The 24,766-nt window shown below is 42.2% G+C and carries 13 protein-coding genes; 12 read left to right on the top strand and 1 reads right to left on the bottom strand.

The features are described 5' to 3' along the window. Positions 1-41: 41 nt before the first annotated feature. From ACT89M_RS17055 to ACT89M_RS17025, 7 genes are all read left to right on the top strand, one after another. Positions 42-1,130: an acyltransferase gene (locus ACT89M_RS17055; RefSeq protein ID WP_154890512.1), complete on the top strand. Its 1,089-nt coding sequence runs from the start codon at positions 42-44 to the stop codon at positions 1,128-1,130. A gap of 206 nt (positions 1,131-1,336) precedes the next feature. Continuing rightward, complete coding sequence (locus tag ACT89M_RS17050) at positions 1,337-1,897, top strand: AAA family ATPase (protein WP_154957495.1); 561 nt, start codon at positions 1,337-1,339, stop codon at positions 1,895-1,897. A gap of 75 nt (positions 1,898-1,972) precedes the next feature. Beyond that, entirely contained in the window at positions 1,973-2,278 is a 306-nt protein-coding gene (locus tag ACT89M_RS17045) for a hypothetical protein (protein WP_154890510.1), read from the top strand. A 156-nt stretch (positions 2,279-2,434) separates the two neighbouring features. Continuing rightward, on the top strand, positions 2,435-3,274 hold the full coding sequence (gene licT, locus ACT89M_RS17040) for a BglG family transcription antiterminator LicT (protein ID WP_090916894.1): 840 nt from the start codon (positions 2,435-2,437) through the stop codon (positions 3,272-3,274). Between the two features lie 340 nt (positions 3,275-3,614). Then, positions 3,615-5,528, top strand: a complete 1,914-nt coding sequence (locus ACT89M_RS17035) for a beta-glucoside-specific PTS transporter subunit IIABC (RefSeq protein WP_090916892.1) — start codon at positions 3,615-3,617, stop codon at positions 5,526-5,528. Positions 5,529-5,591: 63 nt separating this feature from the next. Continuing rightward, positions 5,592-7,034: a 6-phospho-beta-glucosidase gene (locus tag ACT89M_RS17030; RefSeq protein WP_276539692.1), complete on the top strand. Its 1,443-nt coding sequence runs from the start codon at positions 5,592-5,594 to the stop codon at positions 7,032-7,034. 300 nt (positions 7,035-7,334) lie between these two features. After that, the gene (locus ACT89M_RS17025; RefSeq protein ID WP_154890508.1) at positions 7,335-7,733 is read left to right on the top strand and encodes a RidA family protein; all 399 of its coding nucleotides are present in this window, start codon (positions 7,335-7,337) and stop codon (positions 7,731-7,733) included. A 135-nt stretch (positions 7,734-7,868) separates the two neighbouring features. Here the strand turns inward: ACT89M_RS17025 and ACT89M_RS17020 are convergent, their stop codons facing one another. Then, entirely contained in the window at positions 7,869-9,029 is a 1,161-nt protein-coding gene (locus tag ACT89M_RS17020; RefSeq protein WP_253493789.1) for a S8 family peptidase, read from the bottom strand. A 198-nt stretch (positions 9,030-9,227) separates the two neighbouring features. Between ACT89M_RS17020 and ACT89M_RS17015 the strand changes: the two genes are divergently transcribed. From ACT89M_RS17015 to ACT89M_RS16995, 5 genes are all read left to right on the top strand, one after another. Further along, positions 9,228-9,749 carry a GNAT family N-acetyltransferase gene (locus ACT89M_RS17015; protein ID WP_341180999.1) on the top strand — a complete coding sequence of 174 codons (522 nt, stop codon included), beginning with the start codon at positions 9,228-9,230 and terminating at the stop codon, positions 9,747-9,749. Positions 9,750-9,766: 17 nt separating this feature from the next. Next, positions 9,767-10,225, top strand: a complete 459-nt coding sequence (locus tag ACT89M_RS17010) for an SMI1/KNR4 family protein (RefSeq protein WP_487344761.1) — start codon at positions 9,767-9,769, stop codon at positions 10,223-10,225. Between the two features lie 51 nt (positions 10,226-10,276). Further along, positions 10,277-11,131, top strand: a complete 855-nt coding sequence (locus ACT89M_RS17005; RefSeq protein ID WP_186809721.1) for a Cof-type HAD-IIB family hydrolase — start codon at positions 10,277-10,279, stop codon at positions 11,129-11,131. 199 nt (positions 11,132-11,330) lie between these two features. After that, positions 11,331-12,536, top strand: a complete 1,206-nt coding sequence (gene fabD / locus ACT89M_RS17000) for an ACP S-malonyltransferase (RefSeq protein WP_154890506.1) — start codon at positions 11,331-11,333, stop codon at positions 12,534-12,536. Positions 12,537-12,802: 266 nt separating this feature from the next. After that, entirely contained in the window at positions 12,803-24,766 is an 11,964-nt protein-coding gene (locus ACT89M_RS16995; RefSeq protein ID WP_487344760.1) for an amino acid adenylation domain-containing protein, read from the top strand.

The raw sequence follows: 24,766 nt of genomic DNA, 5'->3' as shown, positions 1-24,766 counted from the left end.
AGACTATCTTTCTATTATCAGACACAAGTGAGGTTACAAGTATGAGTCCACCGGTTAATCGCCCCCGACGCATAGAGTATCTGGATCTCTATCGCGCTATTGCGATTATGGCAGTTGTAGCGATCCACGCAACATCAACTGCTGTTGCGCATTATCCCAAAAATACATGGGATCATGATCTGTTTTATTTCTGGAATACATTTCTGCAATTTGCAGTTCCGGCGTTCTTGTTTTTATCTTCACTGGTTCTGTTCTATAACTACAGTGCTAAGTTAAACGAGAAGGACTGGATCATTTCCTTTTATAAGAAGCGAATGTTCTATATATTTGTGCCGTATGTCGTGTGGTCGCTGATCTATTTTGTCATCAAGAAGTTGATTGCAGGAAAGGAACCATTAGCATACAGTGTTCAGTTTGTGAAGCAATTAACCCTTGGGACCGCTCATACACATTTGTACTTTTTTCTGATTATTCTCCAGTTTTATATCGTTTTTCCATGGATATTATATTTAACAAGGAAACCATGGTTTAGAAAATATTTACCTTTGTATTTTATTGCAGCGCAAGGGCTGTTTTACGTATTGAATGTAAAGTTTGACTTCGAACGAACAGGCAGTCTGTTACCCAGTTATTTGATAGTGATCGGGTTTGGAGCATGGATGGGACTGAACTTCGAATGGTTGATGAATAAAATGATGCGCCTGCGTTATGTGCTGCTGGTTGCACTTATAAGCGGAGCAGCGATTTCGATGTACGCCTCTGGCATCATTAAAACAACGTTAATCGAATGGCCGGTTTTGATGTACAGTGTGTTGTTTATTGTACGAAATATATTTACACTTTCTGCTTGTCTCGTGCTCTTGGTTTTGAGTGAGAAAGTGGGTACGAGAGGCCGCAGGAGCGAATATAAAGTGTCACGCTTCACAGACTCTCTGGGCACAGTTGCATTTGGAATCTTTTTAATTCATCCTTTAGTTTTGATGATCTGGAGGCTTGTGCTCACCGACGATTTTGCCCGTCACTTCAGCCTAGGCGTTGTGTTATCATTTATCGCATCATTGTTGCTTTCATGGCTCTGTGCGGTGGGATTACGCCGACTAAAATGGGGATGGGTTCTCATCGGACGGTAATGATATGTTCATTTTTAAATAAAATATGTGGAAAAGTACAAAGAGATTTCAATCCCTTTTAACAAGGAGATTTTGAAATCTCTTTTTTATTTATTACAAGAAAGGTATGATGATAGAATACCCTTAAAAAGAAATGAATGGGAAAATAGATTAAATATATACTGTTTAAGGATTCGCATCCGATTATATTTAGGTGGAGGAAACCAATGAAACTAATTATTATCTTTGGACCGCAAGCAGTTGGTAAAATGACCGTTGGACAGGAACTGGAGAAGATCACCGATCTGAAGCTGTTTCATAATCATATGACGATCGATCTTGTATCCCCCTATTTTAGCTATAGCACTTCAGAGGGGAAGAGACTTGTAGGATTGTTTCGGGAGGAGATCTTTCGTGCGGTTGCTCAGAGTGAGCTTCCGGGTCTTATTTTTACTTTTGTATGGGCTTTTGACGTGGAGCAAGATCATGCCTATATTCGTCATCTTACCGATATGTTTGTTTCCCAAGGTGCGGAAGTATGTTATGTAGAACTAGAAGCGAACGTTGCAGAACGACTGGAAAGGAACAAAAGCTCCAATCGTTTACTTCATAAACCAACCAAAAGAGACATTGCTTGGTCTGAGGGAGAATTATTGCATTCTATGAGAAAATACCGATTAAATTCCGAACCGGGAGAAGTTAAACATGAGCATTATCTTCGAATAGATAATACAAATCAAAGTGCTGAGCAATCGGCGCAATGGATTCGGCAACACTTTAATTTGTAGTTTAATACAACTGACCAGCTTGTTTAAGAATATGCATACTAAGGTTGAAATACTCTACTAAACAGGAGGATACGAATGTATTTCTTAATGCTTGTATTGGTAGGCATTGTTTTGTGTATTATGTTTCCTTATGGCCCAATCATCGTTGGAGGTATCGTCTTTGCCGTTGTTATTGATCAATACAGGCAGACGATGTATATGCGTCAAGATATAAAGACGATCAAAAATCATCTGAAATTAATGACTAAAGAAGAGTCAGAAGATTACGAGACGGATCAGGCATACAAAGATATAGATCGAATCTCATCCGAGAGAATGGAAGTTATTAATCGTAAGATTGAGGCGGAATTGGAGCGGGACAGCAAACATAAAAAAACGTAATCCCAATCAGAGACTGTTAGCGTTTTCTAGTTGCATAAAACAGTGAAATGTAATACCATGAACGCACATATAGTTCACATTGAAGAGATAAGGGCATGTCCAGTAACCTCAAGGCGCAGGTATGGTTTGCCTTTTTCTGTATATTGGAGTGATGAATTGAGAATTGAGAAGGTGTTAAACAATAATGCGGTAGTCGCCATCAAAGATGAACAGGAAGTTATTGTTATTGGTAGAGGTATCGCTTTTCAAAAAAAGGCGGGTGATCTGATCTCTGACCAGCATGTTGACAAGATCTTTACTTTACAGAATGAAGATATTCAGGAAAACTTCAAGGCTTTAATTGCCAGCATTCCACTTGAGTATATGAAAGTGTCCGAAGAAATTATTGCGTATGCCAAGCTGAAGCTTGGGAAGAAGTTAAATGAGAGTATCTATCTGCATCTTACGGATCATATTCATTTTGCCATTGAGCGGTACCGCAATAATCTTCCGATTCGGAATGGGTTGTTATGGGAAACCAAGCAGTTGTATAAAGACGAGTATGAAGTTGGTCTCGAAGCGTTAAATATGATTTGTGATCAATTTGGAGTGCTTTTGCCGGAGGATGAGGCCGGATTTATGGCATTGCATTTTGTGAACGCAGCACTTAACGAAGAGATGCCCAATATACGTAGCATGACGCAGGTGATGCAGGAGATTCTGACCGTTATTAAATATCACTTCAAAATAGACTTTGATGAGAATGCGTTGAACTATACTCGTTTTGTTACACACCTGAAGTATTTCGCGCAGCGGATGGTGAAGGGGAAACACTATAAGAGCAACAATGATGATGAATTGTTTCAGATGATTCAGAAAAAATACCCGGATGCATACAAGTGCTCTGTTAAAATCAAAAAATTCATTGAAAATAACTACACCTATCAACTGACTGACGAAGAAATGATGTATTTAACCATTCATATTGAGCGAGTGGTCAATGCAACGTCTGAATAATCATGACGATTAACCAATAAATTAAAAAAGTGCTTGCAAACATAGTGCGGATGTACTATGATGATGTCAAGAAGTAAGCGCATACATTATCCAAACGGATTGTTACTGTTCAATCAGGCAATGCCGGGCCAAAAGGTTTGAGGATGAATCAATGTGCTTGCAGTTTATAATCAAATATCAATGTGTACAGCCTTACAGGGTTGCAACCGTTAAGGGCAAAACCTGAATTGCTGAATAACATGACTGATTTCCGGATCTCCGGTACGTTGTGATTGTTCAGTAGTTCAGGTTTTCTTTGTTTCACAAGCATGGGGAGTCTACTTAGAGAGGAAGAATGACAATGAGCAACTACGATCAATTAGCAAAAGACATTCTGTCACGGGTTGGTGGACCTGAGAACGTAAACAGTGTATTCCATTGCGTAACGAGATTGCGGTTTAAACTGAAAAATGAAAGCGTAGCCAAAACAGAAGAACTGAAAAATATGCCTGGTGTAATTACCGTTATGCAGAGCGGAGGACAATATCAAGTCGTAATCGGCAACGAAGTGCCGGACGTATATAAAGCTGTGGTTAAAGTAGGCAATCTGTCTGCTGAGGGTCAAGTCGATGCGGATGATGCAGACTCCGGTCCAAAAGGCAATTTGTTTAACCGTTTTGTCGATATGATCTCCGGTGTATTTACTCCGGTTCTCGGATTGCTTGCAGCAACAGGGATGATCAAAGGTTTCACGGCGATGTTCGTGTCCCTTGGTTGGATTAACAATACGGAAGGTACGTATGCGTTGTTAAACGCTATTGGAGATTGTTTATTTTACTTCTTCCCGATCTTCCTTGGATACACGGCCATTAAAAAATTCGGTGGAAGCCCGTTCCTGGGTATGGCCATCGGTGCATCGTTAGTCTACCCGACACTTGCGGGAATACGCGCTGGGGAACCGATGTACACTTTATTTGCAGGCACTTTGTTTGAATCACCGATTCGGATTGAGTTTCTAGGTATTCCGGTCATTCTGATGGATTATGCTTCATCCGTTATCCCGATTATTATCGCCACGTTCTTCGCGGTTAAAATTGAACGTTTCTTCAAAAAAGTTATGCCTAAAGTAGTCAGTAACTTCTTGGTTCCATTTTGTACGTTGCTCGTTATTGTACCCCTTACATTTTTGGTTATTGGCCCGATTGCGACATGGGCAGGTCAACTGTTAGGTGCATTTACATCTTCCATTTACGGACTGAGTCCGTTACTTACAGGTCTTGTAATCGGTGGTTTGTGGCAAGTATTCGTCTTGTTCGGGCTCCACTGGGGACTCGTTCCATTGGTATTCGTTAACCTTGCAACGCTTGGTTATGATTCGATTCTGGCACTCTCTTTTGCAGCTTCCTTTGCTCAGATCGGTGCAGTGCTGGCGGTTATGCTGAAAACGAAAAGCCAAAAAGTGAAAACACTCGGTGCACCTGCATTCATTTCCGGTATATTCGGTGTAACTGAGCCAGCGATTTACGGTGTGACACTACCACTCAAAAAACCATTTATCATGAGCTGTATTGCTGGTGGTATTGGTGGAGGTATCCTTGGTTTGTTCGGAGCGAAAGGTTACATCATTGGTGGTCTAGGGATCTTCGGTTATCCGAGCTATGTAAGCCCTACAGAAGGAATGAATTCCGTATTCTTCTGGGTTGTAGCAGCTACAATTATCGCATTCATTCTTGGTTTCATCTTGACTTATGTTGTGGGCTTCAAAGATCCAGTTGAAAAAACAGCCGCTCCGGCACCTGTACTTGACCCTAACCCGAATAACCGTTATGAAATCGTTAGCCCAATGGCTGGTGAAGTGGTTGAACTGAAAGAAATTAACGATGTTACGTTTGCGGGAGAACATATGGGTAAAGGCATTGCCATCCGTCCAACCAGTGGTAGAGTTGTGTCCCCGATAACAGGTGTTGTGCAAACCGTGTATCGTACCAAACACGCAATTGGTCTTGTTACAGATGATGGTGTAGAGATGCTGATTCACATTGGTCAAGATACGGTGCAATTGAAAGGCCAACACTTTACTGCACATGTCAAAGATGGTGACCGTGTCAATGCAGGTGATCTGATCATGGAGTTTGATCTGCAAGCGATTAAAGATGCGGGATACGAGATCGTAACCCCGGTAATCATCACCAATACTTCCAGTTATCTCGACGTTGTCCCTACTAAAAGTCAGACTGTGAACGAGCAGGATAAACTGCTGACAGTACTGAACTAATACGTGCTTGAACGGATCGAACTGGATCATAAATGCCTATGATGAATAGGAGGAATTATTCAAATGGTTGAAAAAATGAAGGCCTTCCCAGATGATTTTCTCTGGGGAGGAGCAACGGCAGCGAATCAACTGGAAGGTGCTTATCTTGAAGGGGGGAAAGGGTTAACTACGGTTGACCTGATCCCGATTGGAGCCAATCGTTTTCCGATTGCGCTGGGTAATCTGGATTCGTTTGAACCCAAAGAAGGAGAATTCTATCCTTCACATGACGCGATTGATTTTTATCATCGGTACAAGGAAGATATTGCTTTATTTGCAGAAATGGGATTCAAGTGCCTCAGGCTTTCGGTAGCCTGGGCACGGATTTTCCCGAACGGTGATGATGCAGAGCCGAATGAAGCGGGGCTTCAGTTTTATGATGATGTCTTTGATGAACTGTTAAAACACAATATTGAACCCGTCGTGACCATATGTCACTTTGATGTACCTGTGAATTTGGTGAAGAACTACGGGGGCTGGAAAAACCGCAAGATGGTCGGCTTTTTCGAAACCTATGCCAAAACACTGTTTACTCGTTACAAAGATAAAGTGAAATACTGGATGACATTTAACGAAATCAACATGCTGCTTCATCTGCCTTATATTGGTGCGGGGATCGTGCTTCAGGAAGGCGAGGACAAAGAGCAAGTGTTGTATCAGGCGGCTCATCATGAGCTGGTTGCAAGTGCACTGGCAGTTAAAGCTTGTCACGAGATTATTCCGAGTGCACAGATTGGATGCATGCTGGCCGCGGGTACGGTGTACCCTTACAGCTCACATCCGGATGATGTGTGGAAAGCGATGGATAAAGACCGGGAATCATTCTTCTTTATTGATGTACAGTCCAAAGGAGAGTACCCGGGTTATACCAAACGTTTCTTCAGAGAGAATAATATCCGTATTGAGATGCAGCCAGAAGATGCCGAAATTTTGAAGCATCATACAGTGGATTACATTGGTTTTAGCTATTATGCAAGCCGTTGTACAAGTGCTGATCCTGAAGTGTTGAAGGACTCCACCGAAGGCAACGTGTTTGGATCGGTGAAGAATCCGTATCTTCAGGCGTCCGAATGGGGCTGGACCATTGATCCCAAAGGGCTTCGTATTACGTGTAACCAGCTTCATGATCGCTACGGCAAACCGTTGTTTATTGTCGAAAATGGACTCGGTGCGACCGATGTGTTGCTGGATAATGACACGGTTGAAGATGACTATCGCATTGAGTATCTGAATAGCCACTTCGCTGAGATGGCCGAAGCGATTCAGGATGGTGTAGAACTGATCGGGTACACCAGTTGGGGTCCCATTGATCTGGTTAGCGCAGGTACGGGTGAGATGAAGAAGCGGTATGGCTACATTTATGTAGACAGAAATAACGATGGAAGCGGAACACTTCGTCGGGTAAGAAAGAAAAGCTTCCATTGGTACAAAGAGGTTATTGCAAGTAATGGCGCAAAATATTTCTAGACCAAGAACAGTCCCGTTCGCACGGGATTGTTTTTGGTTTTGATAAGGAATCAATGGCTTGACGTCCGTTTGACTCGTGTTATGGGTTTTATTATAATTTATAAATGTAGAAAATCTTGTCAACTAAGAAGGAGGAGTGGTCAGTCATGAAGAAAAAATCACTTGCGTTTATATCTTCAGGATATGGATACTCCACTGCGGTATTTTTCTAGAATCCAAAACACGGGACAAGTCTGCCCAAATGGAGATCAAAATAATGAAAAACCGTAGAAAAACCTTAGGAATGATGAGGTAATGAACATGACAAATGAAAAAATTACGAGAAAAAATCCAACCAATATGCCATCCCCTGTAGGGAATTATACGCATATCACAAAAATTCCGAGAAATGCAGAGTTGTTTGTGACATCAGGGCAGGTTGGCGTAGATGTGAATGGTCAATTTCCGAATACGTTGAATGAACAAGTCACCAATACATTTCACAATATCAAAACCGTTATGCAATCCGAAGATTTGCATGCTGAACATATTATAAAAGTGAATGTGTGGGCAACGGAGAAAATAGACTGGGATTACCTGTACAGCGAATGGGAGCAATTATTCGATCATGATTATCCTGCAATGACGATTGGATATATTACAGAGTTAGGTCTGCCTGAGATCAAGATTGAAATCGAAATTTGGGCTGCAAAACTATAAAACCAAATATATTTCTATAAATGCGATGGAGCTCTATCTTGTAGAAGCTCCATCGTTTTATTTGCATATTGACTATGAAATATAAGGCAACAAGGGTCAACCTAATAGGTTAGCGGTAAATGAACACACGCATCTTTATGGGACTTGCACACTTTGATTGGCATTCAGCCGCCCGTACGTCCAATAGATGCCTGAACCCGATACGGGGTCTGAAGCGAAACATAGGGCATCCCGAATTTGGGCGTTCGTTTTGCCTTGGGATGCGAGTAAAGCAGCCACGCCAGCAACTTGCGGAGCGGCCATAGACGTTCCACTAAGGTAAGCGTACGATCCACCAAGGTACGTGGAGAGAATAGTATCACCCGGTGCAGCCATATCCACCCAAGAACCGTAATTGGAGAAATTCGATTTCAGGTCGGATGAGTTGGTGGATGCAACAGCGATGACGTTAGCATACGATGCTGGAACAATCGGAAATGACGTATTGTCATTACCTGCTGCTGCAATAATGACAGCTCCCCGATCCCATGCGTACTGAACCGCAGCCTGAAGGAAAGCATCTCCTGTCGGTCCACCCAGACTCAGATTGATCACTTGAACGCCGTTATTGGCTGCAAAAACAAGCCCATTGCCCACGTTACCAATCGTCCCTTGGCCGTTGTTGTCGAGCACACGAAGCGGTACGATGGAAGCGAGAGGTGCTGTGCCCGCAATCCCAACACCATTATTGGTCATGGAAGCAGCGATACCGGCAACATGGGTGCCATGTCCATTTCCATCCTCAGGGATGTTGTCATAATCGACGTAATCGTAACCGGGCAAGAGCTTGGATGCAAGTTCAGGATGATTCAACTGTACACCCGTATCAATGATGGCAATTTTAATCGAGCTGTTACTCTGAGTGATATCCCATGCAGCAGGTGCATTGATTTTGGTGAGATTATATTGATAAGGGAAGAAGGGATCATTGGGTATGAATGAAGCTTCAACCAGATAGTTGGGATGTGCATGTTCAATGAGATCATGATCCTTGTACTGCTTGAGCATCCTGTGCATTTTTTTGCGAGATTCGATTCGGTACCACCCGAGGTCTTCATAGGTTTCGGCGACTTTGCATTTCGTTTTTCGATGAAGGGTGTGCATCTGATCAGGGGTTGTACCTTCTTTGAACTTGAGTAACAGTTGATGGGGGGCGTGAGGATCAAATGTATTTGCTTCCCTTTGGTCGATATAACGAAGGGTGAGCCAGGTGGAGATCAAAATGAAAACGGCCAAGATGCCTAACCATAACCACATCGGCTTTACCCCTTTCCATATTGGATTCTGACACGCCTTATCCTATGCGGAATCTATGAAAATGCGCGGGCTTGCTTCCAAATTGGTCGTGAGTATAGATAGATTCATAGGTTTGAATATAGTTAATTGATAGGTTTATAAGAATTCGTTAAGATGAAGAGAAGTATTTTATAAAAGAAAATAAGGAATGTGATATGGTTGACAGAACATCAGGTGAAGCCCGAAGTAAGACCTGTTCGATCCTATGAAATTCAGGAAGCGATTGATTTTGCTATGCGTGTGCGTAGTGAAGTATTTCCGATGATGAGTCATAGCGTATTGCCTAAGGATTTTGAGCAGTTCGACGAATATTACATGAACCGGAATGATACTGTTTTTGTGATTGCACGATCGGATGAAGCAGGTATTATCGGTTCGATTGGTATTGTACCTTATGATGGGCGAATTCAGGTTATTGAAGGTCGTTACTCGGCTCATACCGCAGCTGAGATTGTAAAATGTTACGTTGATCCTGCCTACCGAAGGTATGGCATTGGTTCACGATTGGTACAAGAACTGCAACGGATCGTGACTAAAATGCAGTATACAACGTTATATTTGCATACCCATCGTTTTCTGCCAGGAGCCGTGAATTTCTGGGAGCGTCAAGGGTTTACATCTATTACGGAAGAGCAAAATGAATGGCAAATCGTGCATATGGATAAACCCATCAACATTTAGATCGGAGAGATGTAGGAATGTACACAAGTCTGATTGAGAAACTGGCCCACAGAAAGGCGTTAAAATGGTTCCCGAACCATCAAGTTCAGGAAAGCTGGATTGTCGAGGTTGAACAGGAGCTGGGTTTTTCATTGCCTCCTTCCTACCGATGGTGGCTTCTCAATTATGGACAAGCGATGTTGAGCGGGACAGGAATTCTAACCATTACTTCATCAGAGCACAGAGAGTACACAGATACGGACATTCTCTATATCTACAGACTTGCAGATGAACAGGCAAAGCAGGAAGGCAAGCTGGAATTGTTTATCCCGGATGAGGATGAATATTACTATTTCGATACAAGAATGGCTGATGCACGCGGAGAATTCAAGGTGATGCGTTTAGATTACTTTAATGGAGAGCCTGAAGTGTATGCGGATTCTTTTGCCGAATTTCTAGTAAAGTTGATTGATCAACGAACACCTCGGAACGCTTAGTACAGTAAAACGTAAGGTTGCAGACAGAGAATACAACTGGGGGAATAACAGATGAGCAACATAAAACCAAAAATCGTATTTATTGATATTGATGGCACGTTGGTAGACGATGACGGTAATATCCCATTGTCTGCTCAAGAGGCTTGTAAACAAGCGCGTAAGAATGGACATCTGCTGTATTTATGCACAGGCCGCTCTAAGGCTGAGATCTATGATTCGATCTGGGATGTAGGCTTTGACGGATTGATTGGAGCAGGCGGTGGATACGTGGAGTATGGTTCTGACGTGTTATATCATAAAAAAGTAACGGCAGAAGATGTTCGTCATATGGTCGATTTCTTCAATGAACACGGCATTGATTTCTATCTTGAATCCAACTCGGCATTGTACGCAAGCAGTAATCTTCAATCCCATTTGGAACGGCGTATCTATGGCGATATCGAGAATGATCCGATTGCCCGGGAGAAAAAGGAAACAAAACCTCATCCGTTTATTGCAGGGTTAACCTACGGTGAAGCCGATTTGTATAAGGATGACGTCAACAAGGTTTGTTTTTTAGAAAGCTCGGAGGTTCCTTTTGAACGAATTAAACAGGAGTTTGAAGGCAAATTTGAAGTAATTCAGTGTACCGTGCCTGTCTTCGGAGAAGGTAGTGGAGAATTGATGATTCCGGGAATTCACAAAGCGATTGCGATTGCTGATCTGTTAGAGCATCTGGGAATGTCGAGAGAAGATACATTGGCCATCGGCGATGGCATGAATGATGCCGAGATGCTGGAGTTCTGTGCTGTAGGGATTGCAATGGGCAATGCGAAGCCTGGGTTGAAAGCCATTGCCGATGATATTACGGGCTCCGTGGAAGAAGATGGACTATATCATAGTTTTGTAAAGCATGGGTTAATTTAAAGCTTGAGAAAAAGAGAATCTTAAGATTCAATCCGTTAAGACAGACATCTCTGTAGTTGGAGGTGTCTGTTTTTATTTATACCCGAGTTTATTGCATATCTCAGCATGAAAGTATAATATGAATTTTGAAAACAAGGAATTTATTGGGTTTAAATGGAGGTTGGATGGAATATGAATTTGAATACATGGAGGACACCAGATGAGTAATATCGCCCTGTTGTTTCCTGGACAAGGTTCTCAGATCATTGGGATGGGAAGAGACTTCTGGAATCATTTTGGTGTAGCCAGGTATTTATTTGAAGAAGCTAGTGACGCTATTTCTTTCGATTTAAAAAAGCTGTGTTTTGAAGGAAACATGAATGAATTGACGTTAACGATGAATGCACAGCCCGCACTGCTAACCGTTAGTGTTATTGCATTTCAGATCTATATGCAGGAAATTGGAGTGAAACCGGCTTATATGGCCGGACACAGCCTGGGAGAATATTCGGCTCTGGTATGCACAGGCGTTATATCTTTTCGAGAAGCTGTTCAACTTGTAAGACGACGAGGCATGATTATGCACAAAGCAGACCCAGATCAGCAAGGTACCATGGCGGCTATTTCCAATATCTCAATCGGTACGCTTCAAAAAATATGCGAAGAAGTGTCTGTAAACGAACGACCTGTGTGCGTTGCCTGTATAAACGCGAACCAGCAGTTTGTTATATCGGGCCATCGCCAATCTGTACAAGAGGTTATAAGAAGAACGACATTCAAAGGAACAAAACATTCATATCTCCAGGTCTCCGGTCCATATCATTCTCCCATGATGAAAAATGCGGCAGACCAATTCAAGATCGAATTAGATCAATATCACTATGGTCATGCAGCATATCCGATCATTTCCAATGTCACAGCGAAGCCCTATCCGTCGGACCAATCCGTTGTAGATTATTTGAATAGACAAATGACTTGGCCAGTAAGATGGTTAGAGTCCATGCAGTACTTAATGGAACAAGGGGTTACGGAGGTCATTGAACTGGGTCCGAAACAAGTGTTAGTGAGTCTTATGAATAAAATAGCGAAGAACATTGTACCTTATTCTTTAGGTCAACCTTCCGATTTAACGATACTCGCGAATTCACAGGCAAGACAAGACAAACTCCTAGCCATACGCAAACATAAGTTGTCTCAACTGATGAGCACAGCACTCACATCGCGGAATTACAGTCAGGACGCAGAAATATACAACAAAACGGTTGAGCCATTATTTCCTGAATTACAACGGATGAAAGAGCGGCTAGACAATCATAGCCATGAACTTAACGAAGCTGAAATACAGGATTCAATTGTGCTGTGTGAGCAGATTTTTGCAGCCAAGCATTCCCCAATGAACGCAAAAGCGATGATAAGTACGATTTAGTTTTCCGGCTCCACCAATTGTTATACACTCCAGGTTGCCTCATCTGAGGCAGCCTATTTGCCGTTAGATTTATACTGAATGTGCTTAAAAATGTATGTGCTTTGTCATGTAAGCGTGAAAAGATGTTCCTGTTTAAAAACTACATTTTACCAAATAGTAACAATAATTTTCTTGAAAATACATATATTTCTATGGTAAAATTTTGCAGTAAATATGTGTAACTAATTAGATAAGTTACATAGAGATGATTCATTTGGAGGAGAGATATGTATACCAGTCGATTTCAAACACTCGTAGACGTTATTCGCGACAGAAGTAAAATAACAGACCGAGGGATTCGTTTTATTGATTCTGATAAAATGGAAACTTTGATGTCCTATCATCAATTATTTAACGAAGCCAAAGGTTATTTGGGATATCTACAAGAAATCGGCATAAAACCAGGGCAGGAGATTATTTTTCAGATTCAAGAAAACAAACGATTTATTGTCGCATTTTGGGCTTGTATATTGGGTGGAATGATACCTATACCTGTAAGTATTGGTGAAGATCACGAACAAAATATGAAAGTATACCGTATTTGGGATTTGCTGAAGGACCCTTTCATGATTGCATCTGAGAAAGTGCTGGATAAAATGAAAAAATTTGCTTTAGAGCATGAAATGTCAGATTTTCATCATCAGCTGGAGAAGAGAGCCGAAATAATACATGACCAGGTATATAAGTATGATGTTGTTAGATATAACGAGCCCAAGCCGGAAGACCTGGCATTTATTCAATTTTCGTCTGGATCAACCGGTGATCCCAAAGGTGTTATGCTCACTCATCGAAATCTGATATACAATGCGTGTGCTGCAATCAATAGTACAAAAATCAGCTCGGATGATCGTTTCCTCTCTTGGATGCCGCTCACCCATGATATGGGTTTGATCGGATTCCACCTCGTTCCATTCGTGGCAGGTATTCATCAATATCTGATCCCCACGGAGTTATTTATTCGAAAGCCAATTCTATGGATGAAAAAAGTCAATCAACATAGAGCCACTATACTGTCCTCTCCTAACTTTGGTTACAAGTATTTTTTGAATTTTTTACGTGAAGACAAGGCCGATGGATGGGATCTGTCATGTGTCAGAGTCATCTATAATGGTGCCGAACCTATATTACCAGAGGTTTGCCAAGAGTTTCTGAATGTATTATCAGCCTATCAGTTGAAGAAAACGGCTATGTTTACCGTGTATGGATTAGCAGAGGCATCCGTGGCAGTCTGCTTTCCTCCAATAGAGAAAGAATTTGCTGCGGTATATGTGCACCGCGATCATCTGAATTTTGGTGAGCATGTCATTGAAGTCGAGAAGGATGCAGAGCATGTGGCATCGTTTGCTGTCGTTGGTCGGGCTGTGGACTATTGTCATGTCCGAATATGTGATGCGGACATGAATCCCGTTCCAGATTATGTTATCGGCAGGATACAAATCCAGGGAGATAACGTCACTCAAGGATACTACAACAATCCGATGGCAACAGAGAACGTATTTACTCGTGATGGTTGGGTAATTACAGGGGATTTAGGTTTCACTATGAACGGCAATCTTGTGGTCACTGGACGAGAGAAAGACATTATCTTCATGAATGGTAAAAATATATATCCTCATGACATCGAGCGTGTAGCTATTCAATTGCACGAGATTGAACTCGGCAGAATTGCCGCTTGCGGTGTGTACGATTCGAATAGTCAGAGTGAAGAAATTATTGTTTTTGTCGTTTATAAAAAAAAGATCGAACACTTTCTGCCACTCGTAAAAGACATTAAAAAGCATTTATATATCCATGGAGGATGGAGCGTCAAGGAAGTACTGCCTATTAAAAAATTACCGAAAACAACGAGTGGAAAAATTCAGCGCTATCAGTTAGCCAAGCAATACGAAGCTGGAAAGTTTTCAACAGAATCTGCACTTATCCAAGAAGCACTTATGAAGGATGCAGGAAAAGAAATGGAAACTGTTTCTGTACAAGTCCTGGAACGGGAACTGATATCCCTATTTTCTGAAGTTTTGGTGGGGAAGAGGATTAAAGTTGAGGACAGCTATTTCGATATGGGTGCAACTTCATTGCAGCTGGCCCAGATCGCTGAACGTATCGAAGAGAAATATGGAGAAGAGTTAGCCGTTACGGATCTCTTTACCTATCCATCAATAACGGATTTAGCAGGATATTTGGCTGGAAGTCGCAGTGAAAATAAAAGAGCTTATCCCGCTCGGGAACATGAGTCATCATCAAATGATATCGCCATCATCGGTATGTCTATGAATTTTCCTGGAGCATCAAATGCAAGTGATTTTTGGCGTGTCATGGAAGAGGGAAAGCACTGCATTCAGGATTATCCTGAGCATCGGATACAAGACGCAGCGGATTATATTCAGTCAATTCGAAGTGAAACGGATCAACTGGAATGGATCAAAGGCGGTTATTTAGATCAAATCGATCAATTTGATTATTCATTCTTTGGATTAACCCCGAGAACTGCCCAATTTATGGACCCAAATCAAAGAATATTTTTGCAAACGGCATGGCATACGATCGAAGACGCGGGGTATGCAGGTACAGGGATTAATGGAAGTCATGTTGGCGTGTATGTGGGTTATTCCAAAGTTGGCTATGATTATGAACGACTTATCACGGCAAGTTATCCTTCGGAGATCAAACACTATATTATTGGAAATTTACCATCTGTACTGGCAAGTAGAATCGCATACTTTTTAAATTTGAAAGGTCCGGCACTAACAATTGATACAGCTTGTTCTTCCTCACTTGTTGCGGTTCATATGGCATGTAAAGGTTTGCTTGCAGGAGATTGTGAGATGGCTATTGCAGGAGGAATTCGAACCGCCTTGTTACCGATCAGTATCGGACTGGATATGGAATCTCCAGATGCATTGACAAGGACATTTAGCGAAGATGCGAACGGTACAGGCTTTGGTGAAGGTGCTGGAGCGGTTATGTTGAAGCCATTGCAACAAGCCATGCAGGACGGCGACCATATCTATGGCGTAATCAAAGGAAGTGCGATTAATCAAGATGGTAGAACGGTTGGTATTACAGCGCCTAATCCCGAGTCACAGACGAATGTCATTGAACAGGCGTGGAGAGAGGCTCGAATCTCTCCAGATACAATGCATTTTATAGAAGCACATGGAACAGGCACCAAATTGGGTGATCCCGTTGAATTTAATGCTTTACGTAAAGCTTTTGAAAAATATACGGATCGAAAACAATTTTGTGCGATCGGTTCCGCTAAAACCAACATAGGACATAGCTTTGAAGCAGCCGGTATCGCCGGATTAATTAAATCTGTTCTCATGTTACAACATAGGACGATTCCACCGTTGGTTCACTTTAACAAGCCTAATCCGGCACTGAAATTTGAAACTTCTCCTTTTTATGTGAATCAGGAATTGATGGCTTTGACTGACGAAGATCGACCTTTACGATGCGGGGTCAGCTCGTTTGGCTTCAGCGGCACAAACGCGCATGTGGTTCTTGAAGAATATGTTCCATCACAGACAATACAACAAACTTCGGACCAAGAGCCTCACCTATTTGTGTTATCTGTACTTAATGAACGGGCACTGAATGACCTGATCAAAATGTATATCCAGTATATAGAAGAGCACAGCAACGTTAGCATTCAACAAATCTGTTACACAGCAGCTAGGGGAAGGGCTAGTCTGGATTATCGGATTGCTGTCGTTGTAAAGAGTGCACAGGAACTGTATGGGAAATTGAAACAAATCGCACAAGGAGAAAACAAGATTTCCGATGTTTATTTTGGTTATGCCAAAAAAGACAGGGCAATCGCTTCCGAACATCTCTATGCATTGACAAAGGCAGAATCATTACGTTCATTCGGTGAGTTATTTACACAAGGGGCAATGATCGATTGGGAGAGGCTGTATGAAGGCGAGACCATCCCTAAAATTCCATTACCTTTATATCCATTTGAGCAGAAAAGGTGTTGGATCGAAGTTAAACAACCGGTATCTGCAAAACATAAGGTAGAAAGGAATGGGGTTTCAATGGAGGAAAAAACAAACGACGTGCAATTGAAAATTAAGACAAGCATCAGTCGCGCATCCGGTTTGAAACTGGCAGAACTAGATGAACATGCCCATTTTCTTCAGATGGGACTGGACTCCATCATTCTTGTGCAAATCAAGAAAGAGATATTAGACGAGTTTGACCTGGATATTCCGATGGAGATGTTTTTTGAGAATCTTACGAATATCCATTCCTTAGTGCAATATGTGTCAGAGAATACAAAAGGTTTTGATATGTCTGCACAGTTAGATGATGCGCCAGAACAGGAACATTCCGAACAACAACATCTTGCATCGGTGCCTCATACAAATCCGGCCAGATCATCAGCGAATTCAGACCAAATTTTGATGTCTGCCATTCAGCTGATGGAATCCCAATTAAAAAGCTTGAATTTGCTATTGGGTGAGCAAACAGCTGCTCAAGTGAATCATTCACAAATGAAACATCCTAAACACAATGAACTCAATGAAGTTAATGAACTTAATGAAGTTAAAAAGGTCAGAGAAATGCCTAATATGAAAGCAAACATTGAAAACAGTAAGGGGATTCGAACGGAAAGCGTTACATCTAATCTCGATTCCAAGGAAATCAAGCCGTTTATACCCTATCAATCACTGAAAATTCAAGAAGAAAGTCCATTCTCTGATTTGCAGAACCAATATATTGAACAATTTATAGCCAAGTATACTGCTAAAACCAAAGGCTCTAAGCTAAAAACAGACCTAACCCGTTATGTACATGCCAACAATCGTAATGTTGCTGGATTTCGTTCTTATTGGAAAGAAATGGTGTATCCCATCATTGCTGCACGTGCTGCTGGGTCAAAGTTATGGGATGTAGACGGGAACGAATATTTGGATTTGACGATGGGGTTTGGTGTAAATTTATTTGGTCATAATCCATCCTTTATTCAAAATATTATGGCTGAGAGCATTCAAGAACAGATGCCCCCATTAGGCCCTATGTCTGATCTGGCAGGAGATGTTGCAGCGAAAATTTCAGAGCTGACAGGTGTAGAGCGTGTCGCATTTTATAATTCAGGGACTGAAGCTGTCATGGTTGCGCTGCGTTTGGCAAGAGCAGTAACGGGACGTTCCAAAGTTGTATTATTTTCCGGATCATATCATGGTACACATGACGGCGTACTTGGAGTAGCGAATCCCGAAGAAGTTTTATCTTCTGCATTGCCCATGGCTCCTGGAATTGTGCAAAGTTCTATGGAAGATTTGATCATTCTGAATTATAACCATCCGCAAACCCTTGAACTGATTCGTCATATGGGTGATGAATTGGCTGCTGTGCTTGTTGAGCCAGTACAGAGTCGAAGACCTGATCTGCAACCAACGCCTTTTTTACATGAACTTAGAGAGATTACTACGCAATCCGGTACTGCACTTATTTTTGATGAAGTCATAACTGGATTTAGGATCGGGTTGGGAGGAGCACAGGAATGGTTTGGAGTTCAGGCGGATTTGGTTACCTATGGAAAAGTGGTTGGCGGCGGGCTGCCAATTGGCATCGTTGCGGGCAAAGCTGAATTTATGAATGCTGTAGACGGAGGCATCTGGAATTTTGGTGATTCTTCCTTTCCTTCCGACGCAGACAAAAAAACCTTTGTTGGTGGAACATTCTGTACCCACCCGCTTACTATGCGAGTAACGCTAGCTGTACTGCAGCACCTTCAATCCGAAGCAGGAGCTGTGTACAAAGAATTAAATGATAGAACAGATTATCTTGTTAATGAATTAAATGAGTTTTTTAAAACATCGAATGTGCCTATGCAGATGGTGAACTTTGGATCACTGTTTAGATTTATTTCCTTTGGAGATATGGAGTTGTTTTTCTACCATCTAATCCATAAAGGTTTATATATTTGGGAAGGACGTAACTGCTTTATATCTACAGTTCATTCCATGGATGACATGAATACAATCATTAAGATTGTGAAAGAGACGATCAGTGAATTGCGGGAACTGGGCTTTATTCCTAGTGCTTCACCTGTTATGGAAGTTCCGCTGTCCTTGGAGCAAAAACAATTATTACTAACTACACTACACGGTGAAGATGCAAATGCGGCATTAAATCAGAGTGTTATTTTGAAAATGAAGGGCCAGATGAATCGGTCCGCTCTGGAACAGGCTGTGAATCATATTGTACAGCGTCATGAAGCTCTGCGAACGGTTATTCATGAGGATCATGAGACACAACAAATCAGGGAAGTAATGGAATTTCACTGCACATGGCTGGATTTCTCCGTGTACGTTGGAGAGAAGCAAGAGCAGGAACTATCCGCTTGGTTATCTACCGACGCAAATGAAGCATTCAATCTGCAATCCGGGGAACCTTTGTTTCGAATTACGTTGCTTAAACAGGCAGCGGATCAACATGTTATGGTGCTTACCTTTCATCATATTATTGCAGATGGCTGGTCGATTGCTTTATTTATTCAAGAAATGGAACAGATTTATTCTTCTCTTATTCGAGGAACTCCAGTTCAATTGCCAGAAGCCACTCCATTTCGTGAGTATTTAACTTGGCAACGGCTTGAACAGGGCAGAGGTGCGTATGACCAAGGGATTCAGTTCTGGCAAAAGCAATTTTCCTTATCCTATCCGAATGCGGTTCTACCAACGGCACAGTCCGTTGAAGTGCAAAAGGGATATTCCGGCGCACGATACTCCATGAAACTGGATCATTCCTTAACAGCTTCCTTGCGAACATTGAGTATAAGTAATAAAAACAGTTTGTTTGTCACGATGTTTGCCGCATTTCATTTATATTTGCATCGGCTCACAGGGCAATCTCAGCTTGTGATTGGAGTGCCTACGGCAGGACAGTCTCATATGAGGAAAAATGCTTTGATGGGCAACTGCGTCAATATTGTACCTGTTCATCATAGCTTGTTAACGGAGCAGACTGTTGCGGACCATATTGTTCAGCTTAAGGAGAGGCTCGCTATTGTAATGGAACATCAGCATGTTCCATTAACGCTTGTATCCGAGCAGCTTGCCCCTACGAGAACACCGGAGACCCGCATTTTATTTAATATGGATCGAACGTTTCATCACCTGCAATTCGATCATATTGAAACGAAGCTTGTGTCGTATCCGATCAAACATATTTCATATGATTTATTTCTCAATATCACGGATGTAAGCCATGAACTTCATCTAGATTTTGATTACAATACCGATCTGATTGGATATGAGATCATGAAATTGTGGTCTGAAGGGTTTATAGGATTACTGCAACATATGGTCAGTCGCCCTGAAGCTGAGATTTCGTCGTTGACACTATTTACAGATCAACAACAGGTACAATTAGACGATATGTACAATCAGTTTAAAACGGAACGTGCTGTTAGCATTAGGCGTACTGCCGAGTTTGCGTATCCGGTCAATGATATTGAACGAAAACTGGCGCGGATTTGGGAGGACGTGTTGTCTATAGATCAAGTGGGCAGAAATGATCACTTCTTTGATCTCGGAGGTAACTCTCTCCAGGCGACAGTGATGCTCTCCAAAGTCCATCAGCAGTTTGCACAACATATTTCGATCGTTCAATTATTCAAGAATAGACATCTGAAGGAGCTCGCCAGCCTGATTACAGACGAGAACGTAAGTCCACTCGTTCCGATTAGACCACTGGAGGCCAAAGAACTTTACGAGACTTCTCCTGCACAACAACGAATCTATTTTCTGGATCAATTCGAGCCCAATAGTGTGTTCCAGAATATGTGCGGTCATCTGACCGTTAGAGGAAACATAGATGAAGCTAGATTAATTGATGCATTAGAACAAATCGTGCAGCGTCACGAAGCTTTTCGCACCAGTTTTCATCTGGTTGAAGGAGAACTTTATCAAGCCATTGCCCCTTCTATTGATTTTCAAGTGAAACGCTCAGAGCATAGCTATGACTCATTTGAACAGCATATCAAGGCGTTTACCAAACCATTTAATTGCGCCCAAGCGCCGTTAATACGTGCGGAATTCATTCGTGTTAACGATGATCATGCAGAAATTCTCATTGAGATGCATCATATTGTATCCGACGGGTATTCCGTTGGTATTCTAGCGAATGAACTTATCGATGCGTATGACGGAAGAAACATGCCGGAAATCAAGGTTGAATACAAGGACTTTGTTGCTTGGCAGAAAGACTACATGACAGGTGAAAACTACAGGCAGCAGGAGAAATATTGGCTGGATCAATTCAGTGGGGAGATACCGAGTCTGAATCTGCCTACCGATTTTGTTCGAACACCCTATGTGACTTCGGCTGGTTCAAGACTGTCCTTTGTTCTGGATCACCACTTGAAGGATTCTCTGAACAGTTTTGCCAAACAGACAGGTGCCACATTGTTTATGGTGTTGTTAGCCGCTTACAATGTGCTACTTCATCGGTATACGTCTCAAGAGGACATTATTGTAGGGACGCCAACCTCAGGAAGAAATCATCCAGATGTCGAGCATATTGTAGGTGTCTTTATTCAGACGGTGGCGATTCGCACACAGCCTAAGGCAAATAAGTCGTTCCGATCCTATCTCGAGGAGATCAAAATTCAATCCCTTGATGCATTGAACAACCAAGACTATCTATTTGACCATCTTGTTGAAAAATTAAACGTACATCGCGAGTCGACAGGAACAGCATTATTTAATACCATGTATATTTTTCAAAATACAGAGTTAAACCAAAGGCAGGAAAAAGATTGCATTTTTAAAGTGAGAGAGAGCAACGTTGGCGTATCATTATACGATCTAATGTTCATCGTTGAAGATGATCACGAGTGTCTGGAGATGCACTTTAATTACAAGACAGATCTATTTGAACGGAATACCATCGACCGAATGAAGACACATCTGCTGAATATTCTTAGAGACATCGTGATCGAACCGGATGTTGTATTGTCGGATATTCAAATGCTGTCTAGGCAGGAGCAGTACGTTCTATTACATGATTTTAATGATAGTGCAATCGACTATTGCCGGGATCAGACCCTTCAGGAACGCTTCGAGGCACAGGTAGAACGATCACCTGACCAATTAGCTGTTCGTTATGGTAATCAGCAGCAATTAACATTTCGTCAATTGAACGAACGGGCGAACCAGCTGGCATATACGCTAAGAGCCGAAGGAGTATGCGCGAATCAACTCGTAGGCCTTATGACAGACCGTTCCATTGATATGATTGTTGGCATCTTGGGCATTATCAAAGCGGGCGGGGCATATGTACCGCTTGACCCGAATTCTCCTGAAGAGCGTATCCAGCATATCTTGCGTGATTCAGGAGCGATGGTGTTGGTCACACAAGAACATCTGAAACAAAGGGTCATTTTCGATGGAAAAGTTATGGATTTAAACGATGAAAAAAGCTACGCACCTAATCTGTCCAACTTAGAACGGGTAGGCGACTCCAGCCAGCTGGCCTATGTAATCTATACTTCCGGTACAACGGGGATGCCAAAAGGCGTCATGATCGAACATCGTCAGGTTCAACATTTAGTTACCTCGCTGTACAACCAGGTTATGAAAGAAACACATAACGGTATGCATGTTGCATTACTAGCTCCTTACTATTTCGATGCATCGGTCAAACAGATTTTTGGCGCGCTGCTGTCAGGGCATGCCTTGTTTGTTGTAGACAAGGAAACGGTTGGGGATGGACAAGAGCTAATGAATTATTACAAGCGGTATGAAATTGAGGTAACCGACGGTACACCCGCTCACTTGAAATTACTTGCCAGGGCAAGAGACGTTCACGGAAGTTCTTTAAAATATATGCTCATTGGCGGAGAGGCTCTTTCTCAGCAAAGTGTAGCTGAATTACTTGCTTTATTTTCACTCCACCATTCGACGCCAACCATAATTAACGTTTACGGTCCGACTGAATGCTGTGTCGATGCTGCGACATATCATGTTGTTCCGGAGGAGTTGGATACAGAAAACAGAAAAAATCATCTACCGATTGGCCGAACATTAGGCAATAACCGTCTGTATGTATTGAACAATCATGAAAAGGTACAGCCTGTGGGTGTTGTCGGGGAATTGTGCATTTCAGGTGACGGAGTAGGCAGAGGATATTTGAACTTGCCTGAACTGACAGCAGAAAAATTCGTGCGCGATCCCTTCGTCCAAGGCGCGACGATGTATAAGACGGGAGATCTGGTGAGATGGCTGCCTGATGGCAATGTCGAGTATTTGGGGCGAATCGACCATCAAATTAAGATTCGAGGCTATCGAATTGAAGTGGGCGAAGTTGAAGCAGCATTATTACTTGTAGCGGGTGTGAAAGAAGTCATCGTGATTGCACATGAGGATGAGAACGGAGACAAATCTCTTTGTGCCTACTTTACGGCGGACTCCGAAAAGACCGTTGGAGAGTTGAAACAAAATCTTGCTACTCTGCTGCCCAATTATATGGTTCCAGCCTACTTTATACAGCTCGATAATATGCCTTTGACCTCCAATGGAAAAATTAATCGACGTTTACTCCCTCCTCCACTAGAAAACATACAAACGGGAAGTGAATATATCGAAGCCCGGACATCCTTGGAAAAAACGTTACTACCCATCTGGAAGGACGTACTTGGTATAGATCAAATCAGCATCAGAGACAGTTTCTTTGATGTAGGAGGCAACTCTTTACGCGCGACAAAGCTGGCGTACAAAATCAATCAAAACCTGAGTGTTCGTATCTCAGTCAGAAACGTATTTGAATGGCAGACGATAGAACAAATGGCCCAGTACATTAATCAGATGGAGCAGCAGGTTAACCAATCTATTGCACAAGCGACGGAAAAAGAATATTATCCTATTTCTTCTGCACAAATGAGAATGTACATTATGAGCATGAAAGCCGGTGAGGAGCTCACCTACAACATGTCAGGCCTGTTTATGCTGGAAGGAGCGCTTGATCGGACACGATTGGACGCAGCTTTTCAGCAGTTGGTAGATCGTCATGAATCGCTCCGGACTGCTTTCAAAGTCATCCACGGAGAACCCAAACAAATCATATATCCTGAAGTGAAGTTTGTCATTGAATCCATTCAGGCGGTGGAAGAAGAGGTGGAAGACCAGGTAGAGCAATTTGTTCGTGCCTTCGATCTGGGACAAGCACCGCTTATGAGAGCAGGGCTGATTAAACTTCGACAGGATTGCCATGTGCTGTTAGTGGATCTGCACCATATCATTGCAGATGGGCTATCCGTGCAGATTTTAATGACCGAACTCGGTCAGTTCTATCGCGGAGAAAAGTTATCCCCTCTTCGGATTCAATACAAGGACTATGCGGAATGGCAGCAATTCCAACTTCACAGTGATTGGATGAAAAAGCAGGAGCAGTATTGGCTCGAGATATTCAGTGAAAAGATTCCACTATTGGAATTGCCGATAGATTATGAAAGACCTGAATCGCCGCGTTATGAGGGAGATTTATTGGATATCGATGTGAACGAAGAGCTGGTCATAAGCTTGAGAAAATTGGAAACTCAGACAGGAGCAACGTTATACATGATCCTGCTCGCGGCGTATACCATTTTATTGTCTAAATATAGTGGACAAGAGGATATTATCGTGGGTATGCCGATTGCGGGAAGAACACATGCGGAGCTGGAGCCGGTGATGGGCATGTTCGTGAATACACTAGCTGTTCGAAATCAGCCTGCGGCAGATAAAACATTTGCAGCATATCTGCTGGAAGTCAAAGAACATATGCTGAACGCTTATGAGAATCAGGATTATCCGTTTGAGGAATTAATCAAAAAAGTTGATCTAAACAAGGATGCACGGCGGAATCCGTTGTTTGACACCATGCTTGTATTACAAAATACAGGTCCATCAGAGATTCACATGGATGGCATCACCTGTAAGCCTTATGCTCCAAATAATCGCGTATCCAAGTTTGATTTAACGCTGTATGTCACTGAGTCGGATCACCAATTCGATGCCGCTTTTGAATATAGCACGATTTTGTTTGATAAAACAACGATTGAAGCCATGTCACAAAATTTACTGCTGATTCTGACAACGATATGCCGCGAGCCTCATATAGAAATCAATGAGATCCAATTGGCTGACGAATACACGAATGAGGATACACTGACCAATCTGATCGAGATGGATTTTTTCTAA

It is taken from the genome of Paenibacillus sp. NN59 (assembly GCF_057597225.1).
The sequence above is the reverse complement of the archived record's forward strand: the minus strand, read 5'-3'. Positions and strand labels throughout refer to the sequence as shown.

What these genes read in the sequence shown, in the direction of transcription:
- ACT89M_RS17055 (WP_154890512.1), top strand. Translation starts at nt 42, where the DNA reads ATGAGTCCACCGGTTAATCGCCCCCGACGCATAGAGTATCTGGATCTC.
- ACT89M_RS17050 (WP_154957495.1), top strand. Translation starts at nt 1,337, where the DNA reads ATGAAACTAATTATTATCTTTGGACCGCAAGCAGTTGGTAAAATGACC.
- ACT89M_RS17045 (WP_154890510.1), top strand. Translation starts at nt 1,973, where the DNA reads ATGTATTTCTTAATGCTTGTATTGGTAGGCATTGTTTTGTGTATTATG.
- ACT89M_RS17035 (WP_090916892.1), top strand. Translation starts at nt 3,615, where the DNA reads ATGAGCAACTACGATCAATTAGCAAAAGACATTCTGTCACGGGTTGGT.
- ACT89M_RS17030 (WP_276539692.1), top strand. Translation starts at nt 5,592, where the DNA reads ATGGTTGAAAAAATGAAGGCCTTCCCAGATGATTTTCTCTGGGGAGGA.
- ACT89M_RS17025 (WP_154890508.1), top strand. Translation starts at nt 7,335, where the DNA reads ATGACAAATGAAAAAATTACGAGAAAAAATCCAACCAATATGCCATCC.
- ACT89M_RS17020 (WP_253493789.1), bottom strand. Translation starts at nt 9,029, where the DNA reads ATGTGGTTATGGTTAGGCATCTTGGCCGTTTTCATTTTGATCTCCACC.
- ACT89M_RS17010 (WP_487344761.1), top strand. Translation starts at nt 9,767, where the DNA reads ATGTACACAAGTCTGATTGAGAAACTGGCCCACAGAAAGGCGTTAAAA.
- ACT89M_RS17005 (WP_186809721.1), top strand. Translation starts at nt 10,277, where the DNA reads ATGAGCAACATAAAACCAAAAATCGTATTTATTGATATTGATGGCACG.
- fabD (WP_154890506.1), top strand. Translation starts at nt 11,331, where the DNA reads ATGAGTAATATCGCCCTGTTGTTTCCTGGACAAGGTTCTCAGATCATT.
- ACT89M_RS16995 (WP_487344760.1), top strand. Translation starts at nt 12,803, where the DNA reads ATGTATACCAGTCGATTTCAAACACTCGTAGACGTTATTCGCGACAGA.